Here is a 15,935-nt window from a genome sequence, read left to right on the forward strand (position 1 = left end):
GACATCATGATCGGCAGAAGGCATTTCCTGAAATCTCTTGCGTCGCTGGGAGCCGCCGTTTGCGCCCCGTCGGCCTTTGCACAGCAATACCCCTCGCGGCCGATTCGCATTGTCGTGCCGGCTTCCGCAGGCACCGCGGTCGACATCACCGCGCGCTTCATAGCCGAGGCACTGGCAAAGAACCTGAAGTCTCCGGTGATGGTGGACAACCGCGCCGGCGCAGGCGGCCTCATCGGCACCGACGCCGTGGCCAAGGCGGCGGCTGACGGATACACGCTGCTGTTCGCCGGCATTCCCCACCTCACCACGCGGTGGTTTGCCGATGGCCAGGTCACATTCGATCCGGTCAAGGACTTTGTGCCGCTTGCCAGGGTGAGCAGCTCCGCGCTGTGCATCGTGGTCAGGGCCGACTCGCCTTACAAGACCTTGGCCGACCTGATCGGGGCAATGAAGCGCAAGCCTGGCGACATCACGTTTTCATCCGGGGGCGCGGGTAGCACCTCTCATCTTTGCGCCGTGATGCTGAACGACCTGACCAAGACACGCGCCAAGCATATCCCTTACAAGGGGAACGGACCCGCGGTGACAGACGTCATTGCCGGCCAGGTGGATTTCACATGCCAGGGCGCACCGAGCGTGGTGCCGATGGTCAAGGCGGGGAAGCTGCGCGGTCTAGCTGTCACCAGCCCCGGGCGATGGGGCGAGATCCCGGAGGTCCCGACAACGGCGCAAGCTGGCGTTGCGGGCTACCAGGTCTCGTCGTGGATCGGAGCCCTGGCACCGGTGGCGACGCCGGCACCGGTTGTGGAGCGCTTGTCCGACGAACTGGTTCGCATCGCCCACTCGGCCGCGTTCAAGGCGTTCTGCGCGCAGCAGTCGATGTACGTCGACATCGCGGATCGCCACCAGTTTCTGGCTGAGTTGCCGAAGGAGGATGCGCGCTGGAAGCGGATCTCACAGCTGGCGAAGGAATCCTGACTATGCGTGTTCCTCAAGCAGGCGTCGGAGGTGCAATTCTTCGGCTGTGAACGTCGAGGATCGTATCGCCCCGAATGCCTCGGCCGCAGCTCGCGTCCGCACCGGTGCATCCTCCAGATGGTCGGTGCCTTGCAACCGGAAAGAGGCGGGCGACACCGGGCCGAACAGCAGCGCGCGCTCCAGGTGAGGCCAGCGCTCCAGGTCCGGTTCCACCCCCGCATGACGAGCAAGGGAGACCGCGAGTTCGTGCAACACCGGCTGCTGGCCACGTTCGCGCATCGCGCGACAGGCTTCGAGACCTTGCTCCATCCGGGCGCGCGATGGCATGGCGACATGGCCAGCCAGTACGTAGGCGATCCAGCGGGCCTGCAGTTCCATCACCGGCAGGTAAGGGCCCACGAGGTTGCAGAGGCCGACAAATGCCAGGCCCTTGAGGTCTGGATGGAACGTGTGCGCGTAAAGATCGAGACTCGTGCCGTCGAAGTTCAGGGTCCTCGCGATGGCCGGATTCAGCCATGGCAATGACAGGCCGTAGCCGGTACCGAAGAGGATGGCATCGGGCCTCGCGTGGCTACCGTCGGTGAACAGCACAGTACTCCCGTCGATACGCTCGATCCAGGGACGGACGATGATGCGGCCTTCGGCCACTGCCGGGAGAAAACCCTGTGACTGCGACACCCCGGCCGCGAAGATATTTCCGGCCGGCACGGGTGCACCAAACTGGTCCGGACTGCCGCCTGCCTTCAGCACCGCCGCCTTGAGCCCCTCCGCAAGCGCCTCGGGCGGTAATGCTTCCAGTGCCAGCGCCGCGGCGCGGTTGAACAACACGTGTTCAGCCGGCACACCCGCTATCAGCTTGGGAACGATATAGCGCTGACGACGGTAGGCCGACGTGACACGGGCTCCGCCATAGGCCAGATCGGAGGCAATTTCCAGCGCGCTGATCGAGCAGCCGGCCACCACCACGGCATGATTACGGTAGCGCTCAGGCCCTTCATATTGCGACGTATGCGCGATGCCAAGCGCGCCGGTAAAGCTTTCCACCCCAGGGATTTCCGGTACAAGCGGACGGGCCTGGGCTCCCGTGGCCACGATGACGTGGCTGAACGTCTCCTCCACCACGCCGTCCCCGGTCCGGGAGCGGATACGCCAGCGGCCGTCTGGCGCGGCTTCAAAAAGCTCGACACGTTTTCCAAACTGGATGCGTCGCACAAGACCGAACCTGTCGGCATAGCGCTCCAGATAGGCCAGCATCTGATCCTGTCGGGGATAAGTCGCCACGTCCGATTCATGATCGAGATCGGAAAAGGCCGACATGACGCGGCTGGTGTTGGTGCGCATCCCGGCCCAGGTCGCGCTCGCCTCGGCGGCCGGGTTCCATTGACCGCCCAGCCTCTCGCTTGCCTCGAACACCATCGGCTCAAAACCATGTTGCGCGAGCCAGCGGGCCGAGACCAGGCCCGCTGGCCCGGCGCCGATGATGGCGACAGTCTTCTCATTCGGATAGTGCATGCCGGAGCTCCCCCTTTTGTGGCAGGTCCGGAAGTTATAATCCGCGCCTGGAGGCGATGTCGCTAAATGGTTCCTAAGCAGGGTCTCGAGTTTCCTAAAAAATAACGAAAAAGGCACACCATGCGGCTGTCAGAGGAGATCAGGCGCTTTATCGCGAGCCCGGTGATGATCATCGTCGGCACGCGAGACCCGGTGAACCGACCGTCGATCGGCCGGGCCGTGGGTGCGCGTGTCGTCGATGAGGAAAACGTCGAACTGGTCGTGTCCGCCTGGCAATGGCCCGGAACGATTTCCAACCTGTCCGCCAATGGTCAGGCCGCGGTCACTTTTTCGCGGCCCACGGATTATGTGTCCTACCAATTGAAAGGCACTGCCCAGCTCCGCACCGCGGCACAGCCAGACCTGGAACTCTCGCGCCGCTATCAGGCCGAGATGGTTGAACTGTTCAGCGGTCTCGGCCTGCCGGCCGAACTGGTAATGCCGTGGATGGCCGAACGGGAACTGACGGTTGCGCGTGTCCTCGTCAGGGAGGCCTATGTCCAGACGCCCGGCCCCAGGGCCGGCACTGCTGCCGGGACGGACGTCGCATGATCCAGCTCCGCGATCTCGATGACTGCTTCGAGGGCGTGATCCCCTCGATCATCGCCACGACGGCGGCCGACGGCACGCCCAATATCTCCTACCTCTCGCATGTCGTACTGGTGGACGATACGCACGTGGCGATCTCCAACCAGTTCTTTGCCAAGACGGCCGCCAATATCCGCGCCAATCCCCAAGCTTCCCTGCTCCTGGTCAGTGCGCGCCACGGCGGACAGTTCACGCTCGACCTCACCTGGATCTCGTCGCGAGATGAGGGCCCGCTGTTCGAGCGCGTGTCGAACCAGTTGCGAGCCAGCAGTGCACAGGTAGGCATGGCCGGGATCATGCGCCTCAAGGCGATCGATATCTTCCGGGTCAACGCGATTGCCGCCGTGACATCCACGGTCGAGCTTGCCCGTACAGGCCCTCCGTCGCCGGCGCCTGACCTCGCCGCCCTCGGTCGCGCAATGAAGGCGATCAGCGCGCAGCACGATACCGAAGGGGTGCTATGCGCAGCGCTCGACGCGTGCGAGGTCCTGGGCTTCAGCCAGGCGATCGTATTACTTGGCGACAATACGCGCCGCCTTCTGACCACGGTGGTCAGCAGGGGCTACGAGCGCTCCGGCGCTGGTGCGGAAATCGCCTTTGACGACGGCCTGATCGGCATTGCCGCCGTAAGCGAGCACCCCGTCAGGATCAATGACATGAGCCGGGTCCGCCGGCTGGGCGCTGCCATAGAAGGCACCAGCCCTGCCGATGAAAACCGCACCAGGTCCATCGCGCTGCCCACCCTGCCGGATGCGATGAGCCAGATGGCGGTTCCGCTGATGGCGCAAGGGATCTTGCGTGGCGTGCTGTTCGTGGAAAGCCGCCAGCGGCTTGCATTCAGTGCGACGCACGAAACGGCAATGGAAATGATCGCGCACCAGTGCGCCACCGCGCTGGCACTTTGCGAAGCGCTTGCGCCCGATGGCCAGCCGGCGATGCCCTGTCGGGCACCGGAACTGCCGGGTGGCCGGGTCGTCCAGGTGACACATCACCGCTTCGACGACAGCGTGTTCATCGACCATGCCTATGCCATCAAGGGTGTCGCGGGACGCCTCCTCTCCTTCATGCTGCGCGCCTATATCGAGGAAGGCAGGAGCGAGTTCACCAATCGGGAGATCCGCCTGGCGGACTCGCTGAGGCTGCCGGAAATCAAGGACAATCTCGAAACGCGCCTTCTGCTGCTGCGGCGGCGCCTGGATGAGCGAAATCTGCCGGTCAGGCTGATCCATGCGGGCCGTGGCCAGGTCAGGCTGGTCATCGATGGCGTACCGGTGCTTTCGACCAGCGGGTAAAGTCGCAAATCACTGCGCTGCCTTGGGCCATGTCAGTCGAACTCCACGCATCAGAACGTATAGCCGAGCGCCAGATAGAGAAAGCGCGTGTTGCGTCCGCCAGCGGCCTTCAGCGCCCGGCTCTCGTCCACGTACACGGCGCCGCCATTGACCAGCACATGCCGGCTCGCCTGCCACGCAACATCCACGGAGAGCTGGCTGCTGCTGTACTGGCCGGAGCGGCCCGCGGTGCCGGGAACCGGGATGCCCGCCGAGGTGTAGACCGCGTCGTGTGTGGTTGCCCGCCAGATGAAGTCACAGGCGAAGGTCAGCTTGATACCGGCTGCGGGAATCAGCGTCAGCGACGGCTGGATATCCAGCACGTTGGAGGCGCCGATCAGGCCGGCCTGGTTGAAGTAGGCCAGCTTCGGAAACAAGCCGTTGTAGGTGCCGATGGTGCCGTCGTGCGGATTGCGGTCACCGCTGCCCATGGTCGCCTTGATGCCTGCGCGCGGGTGCCAGGCCGAAGCTGCGACGGTGTACCCGGTATCGGTCGAGAAGCCCCATGCGCGGATCTGTTGCGAGGCCAGGCTGCCGAACTGGAACAGCGCCTCCCAGTCCCAGTCCCAGCGGCCGTGGCGGCCGAACAGGCGGCCCCCGAGCGAATGCCGCCGCTCCGCGCCGCTGCCATCGCTGAACAGCGCGCGGTCATTCTCGAAGCCGAGGTAGTAGAGATCGGCGGAGGTTGCCGGCAGGAATGCCGCCGGCATCGTCGCATAGACGCCCCAGAAGCCCTGCGCCTGATTGCGCCGGTCGTCGAAGCTGCCGTCCTTGAGCAGCACGGGACGCGTGGCGAAGGCATCCACCCGCGCGCTGCCCAGGCTTGAGCCAAGCCTCAGTCCGTCGAAGGCACGCCGCACATTGGGGGCATCGCGGATCGAAACCAGGCGCTGCGCGCCGAACGCCATCTCCTGCCGGCCCACGCGCACCAGCAGCGGGTCCTGCGCGGGCGACGGGAGCGGCACGCGCAGGTCGACGAATGCCTGCTGCACATCGAGCTGGTCGACATAGGGCGGCGTGGTGACGTCCTTGCCCATGGCCAGCTGGTTGCCCAGCTGCACGAACGCGCGCAGGGATTCACCGGCATGCAGGTCGGCATGGAGCAGCGCCCGGTGCATCAGGTAGCCATCGCCACGCGGGCCCGGCACGCCGAAATTGCTGGCCGAGTAGTCCTCAAAGCGCTCGCGGATCTCTCCGCCGAGGCTCAGGAACCAGCCGGGACCGCCGAGCGGCACATACTTGACCGGATCCCAGAAATCCGTGCGCATGGCCGGATCGCGCAGGTAGCGATAGTCCTCGTCATAGCGCAACAGCTTGAACGGGGGCGGCGCGCCCGGCGGGGACGGCAGCGGCTGCGCGCTGGCGCCGCCGACGGCGGTGAACAGCAAGAGTGCGACAGGCAGAGCAGCCCATGGACGGCGCGCAGGACATGCACCGGTGGGGCTGCAAGGGGAACATGCCTTCCATCGGGCCATCGTGCACCTGGCTGTGGGAAATGGCCGGCCTGCGAAGTGCACGATGGCACGGAGCGCGCGGGGACGCACCGAAAGCTGGCGGCCGGATACGGACAAATATGGACGATCCCGCAGGCAGATTCAAACCCAGTCCCGCCCCGTGCGCACCCGAAACAAAAAAGGGCCAGATGGCCCTTTTTTGCGGCGAGGATGATCCGCGGATCAGCCAGCGAAATTCTTGCCGGCGAAGTCCCAGTTCACGACATTCCAGAATGCCTCGACGTACTTCGGGCGGGCATTGCGGTAGTCGATGTAGTAGGCGTGTTCCCACACGTCGCAGGTCAGCAGCGCCTTGGCGTCGGTGGTCAGCGGCGTGGCGGCGTTGGAGGTCGAGACCAGGTCCAGCGAGCCGTCGGTCTTCTTGACCAGCCAGGCCCAGCCCGAACCGAAGGTGCCCACGGCGGTCTTGGTGAACTCTTCCTTGAACTTGTCGAACGAGCCCCACTTGGCGTTGATGGCATCAGCCAGCGCGCCGGTCGGCTGGCCGCCGCCGTTGGGCTTCATCGAGTCCCAGTAGAAGGTGTGGTTCCACACCTGGGCAGCGTTGTTGAAGATGCCGCCCGACGACTTCTTGACGATCTCTTCCAGGGTCGAGTTCTCGAACTCGGTGCCCTTGATGAGGTTGTTCAGGTTGGTGACGTAGGTCTGGTGGTGCTTGTCATGATGGAACTCCAGCGTCTCCTTGGAGATGTGCGGAGCCAGGGCATCATGCGCGTACGGGAGCGGGGGGAGCTTGTGTTCCATTGTTCTGTCTCTGTGGGTTGGGGTTGTGGGTCCGGAATTGCCGATTGTAGGGGACTTGCAAGACCCGCGCAAACCGCGGGACAAAGCCCCCTGATCCGATGTTAGTTTGTCCGGGCAGGGGTTTCCGGGGGGATTTCCGCCCGGCTTGCCGGAACGCTTCACGCCCGCCGCGGCATCGCGAATGGGAGGCGTTCCCGGGCCACGCAGGCGCTCAGAAATCCGGCAGCTTGGCCTGCACGCCGGCAATCGCCAGGTCGGCCACGCCCTCGGCCAGGTGCGCTTCGACCACGCTGCCGGCGCGGATCTCGGCGGGCGAGCGCAGCGCGCGTCCGCGCTGGTCCAGCAGCACCGCATAGCCGCGTTCCAGCGTACGCTGCGGCGCCAGTAGCTCCAGCGCGCCGGCGCTGCGCGCCAGGCGCTGGCCGGCGCGCTCGTGCTGGCGTGCGGCGGCGGCCTGCAGGCGTTGCCACAGGCGGGTCACGTCGGCATGAGCGGCGGTGGCATCGGGGCGGCACGCGCTCCAGCGCATCGCCAGCAATTGCTGGCGGTGGCGCTGCGACACCACCGTGTCACGCAATGCCGAACGCAAGTGTCGCGCCAGATTGTCGACGCGCGCGCGCCGCTCCTGCAGTTGCGCCTGCGGGCTGCGCACGCGCCGCGCCAGCCAGTCCAGGTGCTGCGCGCGCAGGTCCAGCCCGCGCCGCATGCACTGCGTGAGCGCGTCGCGCGCACGCAGTGCATGCGCCAGCAGGTGCGCGCGATCCGGGCTGACCAGCTCGGCCGCGCCGGTCGGCGTCGGCGCACGCACATCGGCGACAAAGTCGGCAATGGTGAAGTCGGTTTCGTGGCCCACGCCGGAGATGACCGGCAGCGCGCAGCGCGCAATCGCCTGCGCCACCACCTCTTCGTTGAACGACCACAGGTCTTCGATGCTGCCCCCGCCGCGGCAAAGGATCAGCACGTCGCACTCGCGCCGCGCACTGGCCGCATCGAGCATGTCGGCGATCTTCTGCGCCGCGCCCGCGCCCTGCACCGGTACCGGATAGACCACCACCGGCACATGCGGCGCGCGCCGGCGCAAGGTGGTCAGCACATCGCGCAGCGCCGCCGCCTGCAGCGAGGTGACCACGCCGATGGTGCGCGGATGCGCCGGCACCGGGCGCTTGCGCTCCGGCGCGAACAGCCCCGCCTGCGCCAGCTTTTCCTTCAGGCGCAGGAAGGCTTCATACAGATTGCCCAGCCCCGCCCGGCGCATTGCCTCCACGCCCAGCTGCACCTCGCCACGCGCCTCATACATGGTGACCACGGCGCGCACCTCCACCGCCTCGCCCTCGCGCGGCTGGAAGTCGACATGCTGGTTGCGCCCGCGGAACATCACGCAGCGGATCTGCGCGCGTGCATCCTTGAGCGAGAAATACCAGTGCCCGCTGGCGGCGCGCGTGAAATTGGAAATCTCGCCGCGCACCCAGGCCAGCGGAAAACTGCGTTCGAGCAGCCTGGCGATTGTTTGGTTCAGCTCACCGACAGGGATGACGTCGCGGCCGCTGCGCGGCGCGGTGGAGGAAGGGTCACGCGAAAAGTTCGGCAAGTCTGGCATGGCGCACTGGTGGCAAGCGGCGTGAATGGGACATGTCCACAGCATAACCTCTATGTCAAGTGGGTAGCGTTGATGCCTGCGCCCTGCCCCGAAAGGCGCATTGGTTCGTCCAACCCTTTGATTCTTATGAGCTTTACGAGCAAAACAAAAATTAGGCAATATAACCAATTCTCTTTTGCATCAATCACTTACATAGCGCCTGGCAGGCTTGTTCACAAAGTTATCCACAGCTTCTCTGGATAAAAGGCGCCGTAAACCACACTTTTCCAGCGCAAGTGGCCCCACACCCGCTTGCGGTCCCATGGAAAGCGGCCGACCCGGCGCGTTGCGTATCACAGCGCTGCTGGCCCTCCGGGGCGCAACGTCCATGCTGCGTTTGCACAATTTCTGGGCAGGACGATGAGAGGCCATAAAAATCAATGGGTTAACCTGCTTCTCCCGGATTTGTCCACAGGCCGTCCACAATGCTCTCCCTGCGGAATGTGGAAAAACCCGGTTTCTGCCCTGCCTGGCGCCACATCGACCATGGGCCGCACGGATACACCCGTTTGCCCGTTTTTTAAGCAGTTCATACTGCCGCCTTATAAATCAAAGACTTAGGTGATCTCTCAGGCAGCTTTCCACAAGCGCTCCACAATCCTGTCCCGGCGCTGTGTGGAAAGCCGCACAGGAAGGAGTGCCAGCACACCGACGCGCCCCGCCAGGTTGTGGAAAGCGGTGCCCGGCGGCGTGCACCATGCGCCGCAGGGCCTGCGGCAGGCTTTTGCACAAAATTTAAGCAGTAATATCTTTACCCTTACGGATCAACGTGTTAGCACGCTTGTCAGGCAGCTTTCCACAATCGATCCACAACACTGTCCCGCTTTGCTGTGGAAATGGACTAGCGCCGGCGATGCGTGGCCGAGACAGCGTCGGGTGCCGTCTTGCCGTGCGACAGGGCGCAGGTTAGAGTGGCGCCTGATTTTTCAGAGCAATGCCGGAGCGCGCGCCGCCAGCGGCCAGACGCGCATCAAGGCATGCCGTCCAGGTGGTTTGGGGTTTTGTTATTCGGTTGTCGATCCCGGGGGTCCAATTGTTTTCCATCATTCAAGCGGCCGGCTGGCCGATCTGGCCGCTGTTGCTCGCGTCGGTCATCGCGCTGGCGCTGGTCGTCGAACGTTTTCTTACCCTCAAGCGCAGCAAGGTCCTGCCCGCCAGGCTCTATGAAGAGGCGCTGGCGGCCGCGCAGCAGCGCCGCGCCACGCCGGAAGTGGTCAACACGCTTGAGCAGAACTCGCCGCTGGGCCGGGTGCTGGCCGCCGGGCTGCGCCACGTCGTGCTGCAGCCGCACACCTCGCGCGATGCCGCCAAGGACGTGGTGGAGGAAGCCGGCCGCGTGGTCGCGCATGAGCTGGAGCGCTACCTGAACGCGCTCGGCACGATCGCCTCGGTGGCGCCGCTGATGGGCCTGCTGGGCACGGTGATCGGCATGATCGAGATCTTCGGCAGCCAGGGCGGCACCGGCGCCAGCCCTGAACAGCTGGCGCACGGCATCTCGGTGGCGCTGTACAACACCGCCTTCGGCCTGATCGTGGCAATCCCGGCGCTGATCTTCTGGCGCTACTTCCGCCGCCGCGTGGATGACTACGTGGCCGAGCTGGAATTCCGCGCCACGTCGTTCCTCGACGCGATCCTGCCGCAACGCCGCGCCTGATCGCCGAACGGAACGAACGCCATGCACTTCCGTTCCCGCCAGCGGCGCGAAGAGCCGGAGATCAACCTGATCCCGCTGATCGACGTGCTGCTCGTGATCCTGATCTTCCTGATGATCACGACCACCTACTCGCGCTTTACCGAGCTGCAGATCCAGCTGCCCACCGCCGACGCCGAGCGCGCCCAGCAGCGGCCGCAGGAGATCGTGGTGTCGGTGTCATCGCGCGGGGTCTACTCCGTCAACAAGAAGGTGATGGAGCAGAAGGACGTCACCAGCCTGGCCGACCAGCTGCGCGCCGCCTCGGGCACCAGTGCCGGCGGCCAGCCGCCGGTGGTGATTGTCAATGCCGACGCGCAGGCCAGCCACCAGGCCGTGATCAACGTGATGGAGGCCGCGCGGCTGGCTGGGCTGTCGCGCCTGACCTTCGCCACGCAGAGCGCGCAGCCGCGCTGACCCCGGGCACCTTGGCGCATGCGGCCGGCGGGCTTGCCGCATGCGCTGTGCAATGCCCATAATGGATGAGCCTCCCGCGCCCGCAGGGGGCGAAGCCGCGGGCGCACTACAATCCCATCCCAACCACCCACTCCTCCGCCCGCCGCGCCCATGCCCGTTCCCCGACATGCCCTTGCCGACTTCGTGACCGCCCAGTGGCAACGCCGCGGCTGGTTCGCGTGGGTGATGCTGCCGTTCTCGCTGCTGTTCGGGCTGATCGCGCGGGTGCGCCGCCATGGCTACCAGCGTGGCTGGTTCAAGTCGACGCGGCTGCCGATGCCGGTGGTGGTGGTCGGCAACGTGACCGTGGGCGGCACCGGCAAGACGCCGGCGGTGATCGCGCTGGCACAAGCGCTGACCGAGGCGGGGCTGCGCCCGGGCGTGGTGTCGCGCGGCTACGGCGTGGAACTCAAGCACCCGCGCCGCGTGAAGCCGACATCGAAGGCGTCCGACGTAGGCGATGAGCCGCTCCTGATCGCGCGCGCCACCGATGTGCCGGTCTGGGTCTTCCCCGACCGGGCGCTGTGCGCGCAGGCCATGCTGGTATCGCACCCGGGCGTCAATGTGCTGCTGCTCGACGACGGCCTGCAGCACTACAAGCTGCAGCGCGACTTCGAGATCGTGATGTTCGACTCGCGCATGGGCGGCAACGGCCTGCTGCTGCCGGCAGGCCCGCTGCGCGAGCCGCTTTCGCGCCCGCGCGACGCGACGCTGATCAACGACCCCACCTTCCGCGCCACGCCCGACCGCCCCGGCGTGTACGGCATGCGGCTGGAGCTGGACGACGCCTGGCAGCTGGCCGATCCCGCCATGGCCCGGCCGGTCAGCGCCTTTGCCGGCCGGCGCGTGCTGGCCGCGGCCGGCATTGGCAACCCCGAGCGCTTCTTCGCCAGCCTGCGCGGCGCGGGCCTGACGCCGAAGACACTGCCGCTGCCGGACCACTATGACTTTGTCGCCGACCCGTTCGTCGACCATCCCGACGCGCTCGACGCCGACGTGATCCTGATCACCGAGAAGGATGCCGTAAAATGCGAGCGCTTCGACGACCCGCGCATCTGGGTCGTCCCCACCAGGCCCGTGATCGATGCCGGCCTGATCGAAAAAATCCGCCGCGCCGTGCTGGCGCAAGTCAAACCCGCGCCGACCGCGCCGGCAACCACGCCCGGCGCCGCAGGGCGCAACGAGGAACACCGAGATGGACAACCGGCTGCTTGAAATCCTGGTCTGCCCGCTGTGCAAGGGCAAGCTGGAATACGACCGCGCCGCGCAGGAGCTGATCTGCCACGCCGACAAGCTGGCGTACCCGATCCGCGACGGCATCCCCGTGATGCTGGCCGACGAGGCCCGCCAGTCGGTGCCAGGCCGCGTGGTCAACCCGGACGCCCCTGCCGCCGGCAACTGAGCGCGCGCCATGACCGTCCCCGCGTTCACCGTCGTCATTCCCGCGCGGCTCGCTTCGACGCGCCTGCCTGACAAGCCCCTGGCCGATATCGGCGGGCGCCCGATGATCGTGCGCGTGGCCGAACGCGCGCATGCGTCGTCGGCGCAGCGCACCGTGGTCGCCACCGATGCGCCCGCGGTGGCGCAGGCCTGCGCCGCGCACGGCATCGAAGCCGTGCTGACGCGCGCCGACCACCCTTCCGGCACCGACCGCCTGTCTGAAGTGGCCGCCCAGCTGGGCCTGGCCGACGACGCCATCGTGGTCAATGTGCAGGGCGACGAGCCGCTGATCGAACCGTCGCTGATCGACGAGGTGGCGCTGCACCTGGCGCACCACGCCGACTGCGCCATCGCCACCGCGGCGCATCCGCTGCAGGACATCGCCGAAGTCTTCAACCCCAACGTGGTCAAGGTGGTGTGCGACGCCGCCGGCCGCGCGTTGTATTTCTCGCGCGCGCCGATCCCGTGGGCGCGCGATGCCTGGTCGGGCGTGCCGGCCGTGCCCGCGGCGCTGGCACAGGTGCCGCTGCCCGGCATGCCGGTGCTGCGCCATATCGGGCTGTATGCCTATCGGGCGGGCTTCCTGCGCCGCTTCCCGACGCTGGCAGCGGCGCCGCTGGAGCAGACCGAGGCGCTGGAGCAACTGCGCGCCATGTGGCATGGAGAGCGCATTGCGGTGCTGCAAACCAGCGCCGCGCCGGCCCCCGGCGTCGACACCCCGGCCGACCTGGAACGGGTGCGCGCGCTGTGGGCGCAGTCGATGGCCCAGGAAGGGCCCTGACAAAACCGCCGGAAAGTGACCCGCGCGGGCGCCTGCCCGCTCAGGTTCATACTGCTGCAACCTGAACCGGGGGGCGGATTTCGGGCCGATTTGGCGCCGCCTCATGGCATAATGCTTGCCGATACAGAGCCGCCCGGCCGGCATGCGCAAGCGTGCCGCCGGCCAAGGCTCGGTGGGGAGATAAAGATAGAGCCCGTCCGGTGTGCCGCGCCGCCATCCCCCTGGCAGCCGCCGCCGGCCGTATGCGAGGGGTACGCATGAGCAGTGCCCGCGCTGAACGCAGTCTGACCGCACCAGGACGGCAGTAAGTCCTGCGTCAAGTTACGGCGTTACCCTCCTTCTGATCTCCCGCCACACCAGATTAAAAACTCTGAGGACCCGTAAATGCGTTTGATCCTGTTGGGCGCGCCTGGCGCCGGCAAAGGCACGCAAGCCAAGTTCATCTGCGAGAAGTTCGGCATTCCGCAAATCTCCACGGGCGACATGCTGCGCGCCGCGGTGAAGGCCGGCACCCCGCTGGGCGTGGAAGCCAAGAAGGTCATGGACGCGGGCGGACTGGTGTCGGACGACATCATCATCGGCCTGGTGAAGGACCGCCTGAAGGAAGACGACTGCAAGAACGGCTACCTGTTCGACGGCTTCCCGCGCACCATTCCGCAGGCCGAGGCGATGAAGGAAGCGGGCGTGGCGATCGACTACGTGCTGGAAATCGACGTGCCGTTCGACGCCATCATCGAGCGCATGAGCGGCCGCCGCGTGCACGTGGCCTCGGGCCGCACCTACCACGTCAAGTACAACCCGCCCAAGACCGAGGGCGTGGACGACGAGACCGGCGAGGCGCTGATCCAGCGTGACGATGACAAGGAAGAGACCGTCAAGAAGCGTCTTGATGTCTATTCGCAGCAGACGCGTCCGCTAGTGGATTACTACTCGGACTGGGCTGCCAAGGGGGATGCTTCCGCCAAGGTGGCGCCGCCGAAGTACCGGAAGATTCTGGGCGTGGGTAATGTTGATGAGATTACTGGGCGGGTGTTTGAGGCGTTGAAGTAATCGTTTTCGACTGCTCAGTTTTATGCAAAGCGGCCTTTGGGCCGCTTTTGTTTTGGGCGATTGAATGGGGGTCGCGCTTGGCGGGTGTGGCTGGTTTTGGCTTGGTGCTATGCGGTCGGTTGTCGCTCGGACAAAAAGTGACTCGCCGGCTACGCCGGCGAAACAGCCACGCCCGCCAAGGGCGACACCCGTCCGCCTAGCAACAAGCCCACCCCCTTGCACATCCCCCGCCACCCCGTAAAATACCGCCAACCAATTGACGTTTACGTAAACGGCAATAAAACCCAATCCAAAGGAGACAACCCCAAATGCAAATCCAAGGCAACGTATTCATCGTCACCGGCGGCGCCTCGGGCCTGGGTGCAGGCACCGCCCGCATGCTGTCCGAAGCCGGCGCCAAGGTCGTGATCGCCGACCTGAACGAGGCCACCGGCCGGGCGCTGGCAACTGAACTGGGCGGCCAGTTCGTCCGCTGCGACGTCACCTCCGAAGCCGACGGCCAGGCCGTGGTGGCCGCCGCCCAGGCGCTGGGCCGGCTCTCTGGCATCGTCAACTGCGCCGGCATCGCCACCGCCAACAAGACTGTCGGCAAGAACGGCCCGCATCCGCTCGACGCCTTCGACAAGACCATCCGCATCAACCTGGTTGGCACCTTCAACATGATCCGCCTGGCCGCCGCGGCCATGGTGCAAAACACCCCCGACAGCGAAGGCGAGCGCGGCGTGATCATCAATACTGCGTCGGTGGCGGCCTTTGACGGCCAGATCGGGCAGGCCGCCTATGCCGCATCCAAGGGCGGCGTAGTGGCGATGACGCTGGCGATCGCGCGCGACCTGTCGCGCGACGGCGTGCGCTGCATGACCATCGCCCCGGGCATCTTCGAGACGCCGATGCTGCTGGGCATGCCGCAGGAGGTGCAGGACGCGCTCGGCAAGATGGTGCCGTTCCCGCCGCGGCTGGGGCGTCCGGCTGAATACGCCAAGCTGGCGCGCGCCATCATCGAGAACACCATGCTCAACGGCGAGGTGATCCGCCTGGACGGCGCGATCCGGATGCAGCCCAAGTAATGCCCTGGCGCTGCCCGCTCAGCCGGGCAGCATTATCAGCCGACGGGCAAAGGGTCATGGCCATTCGACGGCGCTGGCTATTTCTGGTCACCGCGCGTTGATCATGATCGGGCCAGGTCAGGCCGCGGCGCTCATTGCGGGCGCCTCGGCGCGCACGGTCAGGCGGCGCACCAGGTCCCACACCGCCGCCGCGGCCGGCGACAGTGAACGGTCCTCGCGCCGGACCATGACGATGCTGCGCTCCTCGCGCGGCACCAGCGGCCGCCACACCAGCGGCGACGCCGCCGGCAGCGGCAGCGAGAACGACGGCAGCACCGAGGCGCCGATGCCGGCCTCGACCATGCCGAACACGCTGGCCGAGTGGCCCAGCTCCTGCACCACCAGGGGCACCACGCCATGCCGGCCGAACACGCGGTCGATCAGCGGCCGGCTGCCGGAGGCAAAGTCCAGCAGCACCAGCTGCATCCCATGCAGCGCCGACCACGGCACCGAGGCCGACTGCGCCAGCGGATGGTCGCGCCGGCAGACAAAGCAGAACGGGTCGGTCGCCACCGGCTCTACCACCAGCCCGTCGCGCACCAGCGGATCGATCAGCACGCCAAAGTCCACGGCGCCGGCGCGCACCTGCTCCAGGCCGTCGGCCTGCACGTTGTCACGCACGGTCAGGCGGATCTCAGGGTATTGGGCGGCGCAGGCGGCCACGTACATCGGCATCAGCCGGGCCGAGATCGTCGGCGCACCGGCTATCACTACGCGACCGCGATAGCGTTCGCCGAGCTGGCGCGTCTCTTCCAGCGTGTCGTCGAGCTGCCCGAGCAGCCGCTCCAGCGCGGGCGCCAGCGCGTGGCCGGCCTCGGTCAGCACCACCTCGCGCGTGGTGCGGTCCAGCAGGCGCACGCCAAGTGCCTCTTCCAGCTCAGCCACGCCGCGGCTGACCGCAGGCTGGGTCAGGCCGACCACATCGGCGGCCCGGCTGAAGCCGCCGGTATTGGCCACGGCCAGGAAGACGCGTAACTGGCGCAGTGTGTAATTCATGCAACGACCGGATAAATAGATTCTATAAATGAATTTGCATTCTAGACTTGGCTGGCGTCCAATACTAGGCAAAA

Annotated in this window: 15 protein-coding genes; 10 read left to right on the plus strand and 5 right to left on the minus strand. The window is 66.3% G+C overall.

The window, feature by feature from the left end:
* Positions 1–6: 6 nt before the first annotated feature.
* On the plus strand, positions 7–978 hold the full coding sequence (locus tag ACW4E8_RS02355) for a Bug family tripartite tricarboxylate transporter substrate binding protein (protein ID WP_456803056.1): 972 nt from the start codon (positions 7–9) through the stop codon (positions 976–978).
* Here ACW4E8_RS02355 and ACW4E8_RS02360 read toward each other — a convergent pair whose 3' ends face one another.
* Entirely contained in the window at positions 979–2,490 is a 1,512-nt protein-coding gene (locus ACW4E8_RS02360) for a flavin-containing monooxygenase (RefSeq protein ID WP_456803057.1), read from the minus strand. It lies immediately after the preceding gene.
* A 120-nt stretch (positions 2,491–2,610) separates the two neighbouring features.
* Between ACW4E8_RS02360 and ACW4E8_RS02365 the strand changes: the two genes are divergently transcribed.
* Positions 2,611–3,081: a pyridoxamine 5'-phosphate oxidase family protein gene (locus tag ACW4E8_RS02365; protein ID WP_456803058.1), complete on the plus strand. Its 471-nt coding sequence runs from the start codon at positions 2,611–2,613 to the stop codon at positions 3,079–3,081.
* Complete coding sequence (locus tag ACW4E8_RS02370; protein ID WP_456803059.1) at positions 3,078–4,409, plus strand: GAF domain-containing protein; 1,332 nt, start codon at positions 3,078–3,080, stop codon at positions 4,407–4,409. Before ACW4E8_RS02365 ends, ACW4E8_RS02370 begins: the two co-directional genes overlap by 4 nt.
* Before the next feature lie 50 nt (positions 4,410–4,459).
* On the opposite strand, the gene ACW4E8_RS02375 is transcribed toward ACW4E8_RS02370, so the two are convergent.
* From ACW4E8_RS02375 to xseA, 3 genes are all read right to left on the minus strand, one after another.
* On the minus strand, positions 4,460–5,836 hold the full coding sequence (locus ACW4E8_RS02375) for an alginate export family protein (RefSeq protein ID WP_456803060.1): 1,377 nt from the start codon (positions 5,834–5,836) through the stop codon (positions 4,460–4,462).
* 288 nt (positions 5,837–6,124) lie between these two features.
* Entirely contained in the window at positions 6,125–6,706 is a 582-nt protein-coding gene (gene sodB / locus ACW4E8_RS02380; protein ID WP_013955690.1) for a superoxide dismutase [Fe], read from the minus strand.
* A gap of 211 nt (positions 6,707–6,917) precedes the next feature.
* Complete coding sequence (gene xseA / locus ACW4E8_RS02385) at positions 6,918–8,303, minus strand: exodeoxyribonuclease VII large subunit (RefSeq protein ID WP_456803061.1); 1,386 nt, start codon at positions 8,301–8,303, stop codon at positions 6,918–6,920.
* A gap of 1,072 nt (positions 8,304–9,375) precedes the next feature.
* Between xseA and ACW4E8_RS02390 the strand changes: the two genes are divergently transcribed.
* The 7 genes from ACW4E8_RS02390 to ACW4E8_RS02420 all read left to right on the plus strand — a co-directional run bounded on the left by ACW4E8_RS02390 (position 9,376) and on the right by ACW4E8_RS02420 (position 14,826).
* The gene (locus tag ACW4E8_RS02390) at positions 9,376–9,996 is read left to right on the plus strand and encodes a MotA/TolQ/ExbB proton channel family protein (protein WP_456803062.1); all 621 of its coding nucleotides are present in this window, start codon (positions 9,376–9,378) and stop codon (positions 9,994–9,996) included.
* A 21-nt stretch (positions 9,997–10,017) separates the two neighbouring features.
* Positions 10,018–10,449, plus strand: coding sequence for an ExbD/TolR family protein (locus ACW4E8_RS02395; RefSeq protein ID WP_018312702.1), 432 nt, complete (start codon positions 10,018–10,020; stop codon positions 10,447–10,449).
* 150 nt (positions 10,450–10,599) lie between these two features.
* Entirely contained in the window at positions 10,600–11,703 is a 1,104-nt protein-coding gene (gene lpxK, locus ACW4E8_RS02400; protein ID WP_456803063.1) for a tetraacyldisaccharide 4'-kinase, read from the plus strand.
* Positions 11,684–11,890, plus strand: coding sequence for a Trm112 family protein (locus tag ACW4E8_RS02405; RefSeq protein ID WP_013955684.1), 207 nt, complete (start codon positions 11,684–11,686; stop codon positions 11,888–11,890). The genes lpxK and ACW4E8_RS02405 overlap by 20 nt, the downstream gene beginning before the upstream one ends.
* Positions 11,891–11,899: 9 nt before the next feature.
* Positions 11,900–12,709, plus strand: a complete 810-nt coding sequence (kdsB, locus tag ACW4E8_RS02410) for a 3-deoxy-manno-octulosonate cytidylyltransferase (RefSeq protein WP_010812254.1) — start codon at positions 11,900–11,902, stop codon at positions 12,707–12,709.
* Between the two features lie 384 nt (positions 12,710–13,093).
* Positions 13,094–13,759 (plus strand): adenylate kinase, encoded by a 666-nt coding sequence (gene adk / locus ACW4E8_RS02415; RefSeq protein ID WP_035822081.1) that lies wholly within the window; start codon positions 13,094–13,096, stop codon positions 13,757–13,759.
* Between the two features lie 308 nt (positions 13,760–14,067).
* Positions 14,068–14,826 (plus strand): 3-hydroxyacyl-CoA dehydrogenase, encoded by a 759-nt coding sequence (locus ACW4E8_RS02420; protein ID WP_456803064.1) that lies wholly within the window; start codon positions 14,068–14,070, stop codon positions 14,824–14,826.
* A 117-nt stretch (positions 14,827–14,943) separates the two neighbouring features.
* Here the strand turns inward: ACW4E8_RS02420 and ACW4E8_RS02425 are convergent, their stop codons facing one another.
* Positions 14,944–15,861 (minus strand): LysR family transcriptional regulator, encoded by a 918-nt coding sequence (locus ACW4E8_RS02425; RefSeq protein ID WP_456803065.1) that lies wholly within the window; start codon positions 15,859–15,861, stop codon positions 14,944–14,946.
* Positions 15,862–15,935 lie beyond the last annotated feature (74 nt).

It is taken from the genome of Cupriavidus sp. CP313 (assembly GCF_054072015.1).

Excerpts from the sequence above, each read along its gene's own strand:
- ACW4E8_RS02355 (WP_456803056.1), top strand. The coding sequence starts at position 7 with ATGATCGGCAGAAGGCATTTCCTGAAATCTCTTGCGTCGCTGGGAGCC.
- ACW4E8_RS02360 (WP_456803057.1), bottom strand. The coding sequence starts at position 2,490 with ATGCACTATCCGAATGAGAAGACTGTCGCCATCATCGGCGCCGGGCCA.
- ACW4E8_RS02365 (WP_456803058.1), top strand. The coding sequence starts at position 2,611 with ATGCGGCTGTCAGAGGAGATCAGGCGCTTTATCGCGAGCCCGGTGATG.
- ACW4E8_RS02370 (WP_456803059.1), top strand. The coding sequence starts at position 3,078 with ATGATCCAGCTCCGCGATCTCGATGACTGCTTCGAGGGCGTGATCCCC.
- sodB (WP_013955690.1), bottom strand. The coding sequence starts at position 6,706 with ATGGAACACAAGCTCCCCCCGCTCCCGTACGCGCATGATGCCCTGGCT.
- xseA (WP_456803061.1), bottom strand. The coding sequence starts at position 8,303 with ATGCCAGACTTGCCGAACTTTTCGCGTGACCCTTCCTCCACCGCGCCG.
- ACW4E8_RS02395 (WP_018312702.1), top strand. The coding sequence starts at position 10,018 with ATGCACTTCCGTTCCCGCCAGCGGCGCGAAGAGCCGGAGATCAACCTG.
- lpxK (WP_456803063.1), top strand. The coding sequence starts at position 10,600 with ATGCCCGTTCCCCGACATGCCCTTGCCGACTTCGTGACCGCCCAGTGG.
- ACW4E8_RS02405 (WP_013955684.1), top strand. The coding sequence starts at position 11,684 with ATGGACAACCGGCTGCTTGAAATCCTGGTCTGCCCGCTGTGCAAGGGC.
- kdsB (WP_010812254.1), top strand. The coding sequence starts at position 11,900 with ATGACCGTCCCCGCGTTCACCGTCGTCATTCCCGCGCGGCTCGCTTCG.
- adk (WP_035822081.1), top strand. The coding sequence starts at position 13,094 with ATGCGTTTGATCCTGTTGGGCGCGCCTGGCGCCGGCAAAGGCACGCAA.
- ACW4E8_RS02420 (WP_456803064.1), top strand. The coding sequence starts at position 14,068 with ATGCAAATCCAAGGCAACGTATTCATCGTCACCGGCGGCGCCTCGGGC.
- ACW4E8_RS02425 (WP_456803065.1), bottom strand. The coding sequence starts at position 15,861 with ATGAATTACACACTGCGCCAGTTACGCGTCTTCCTGGCCGTGGCCAAT.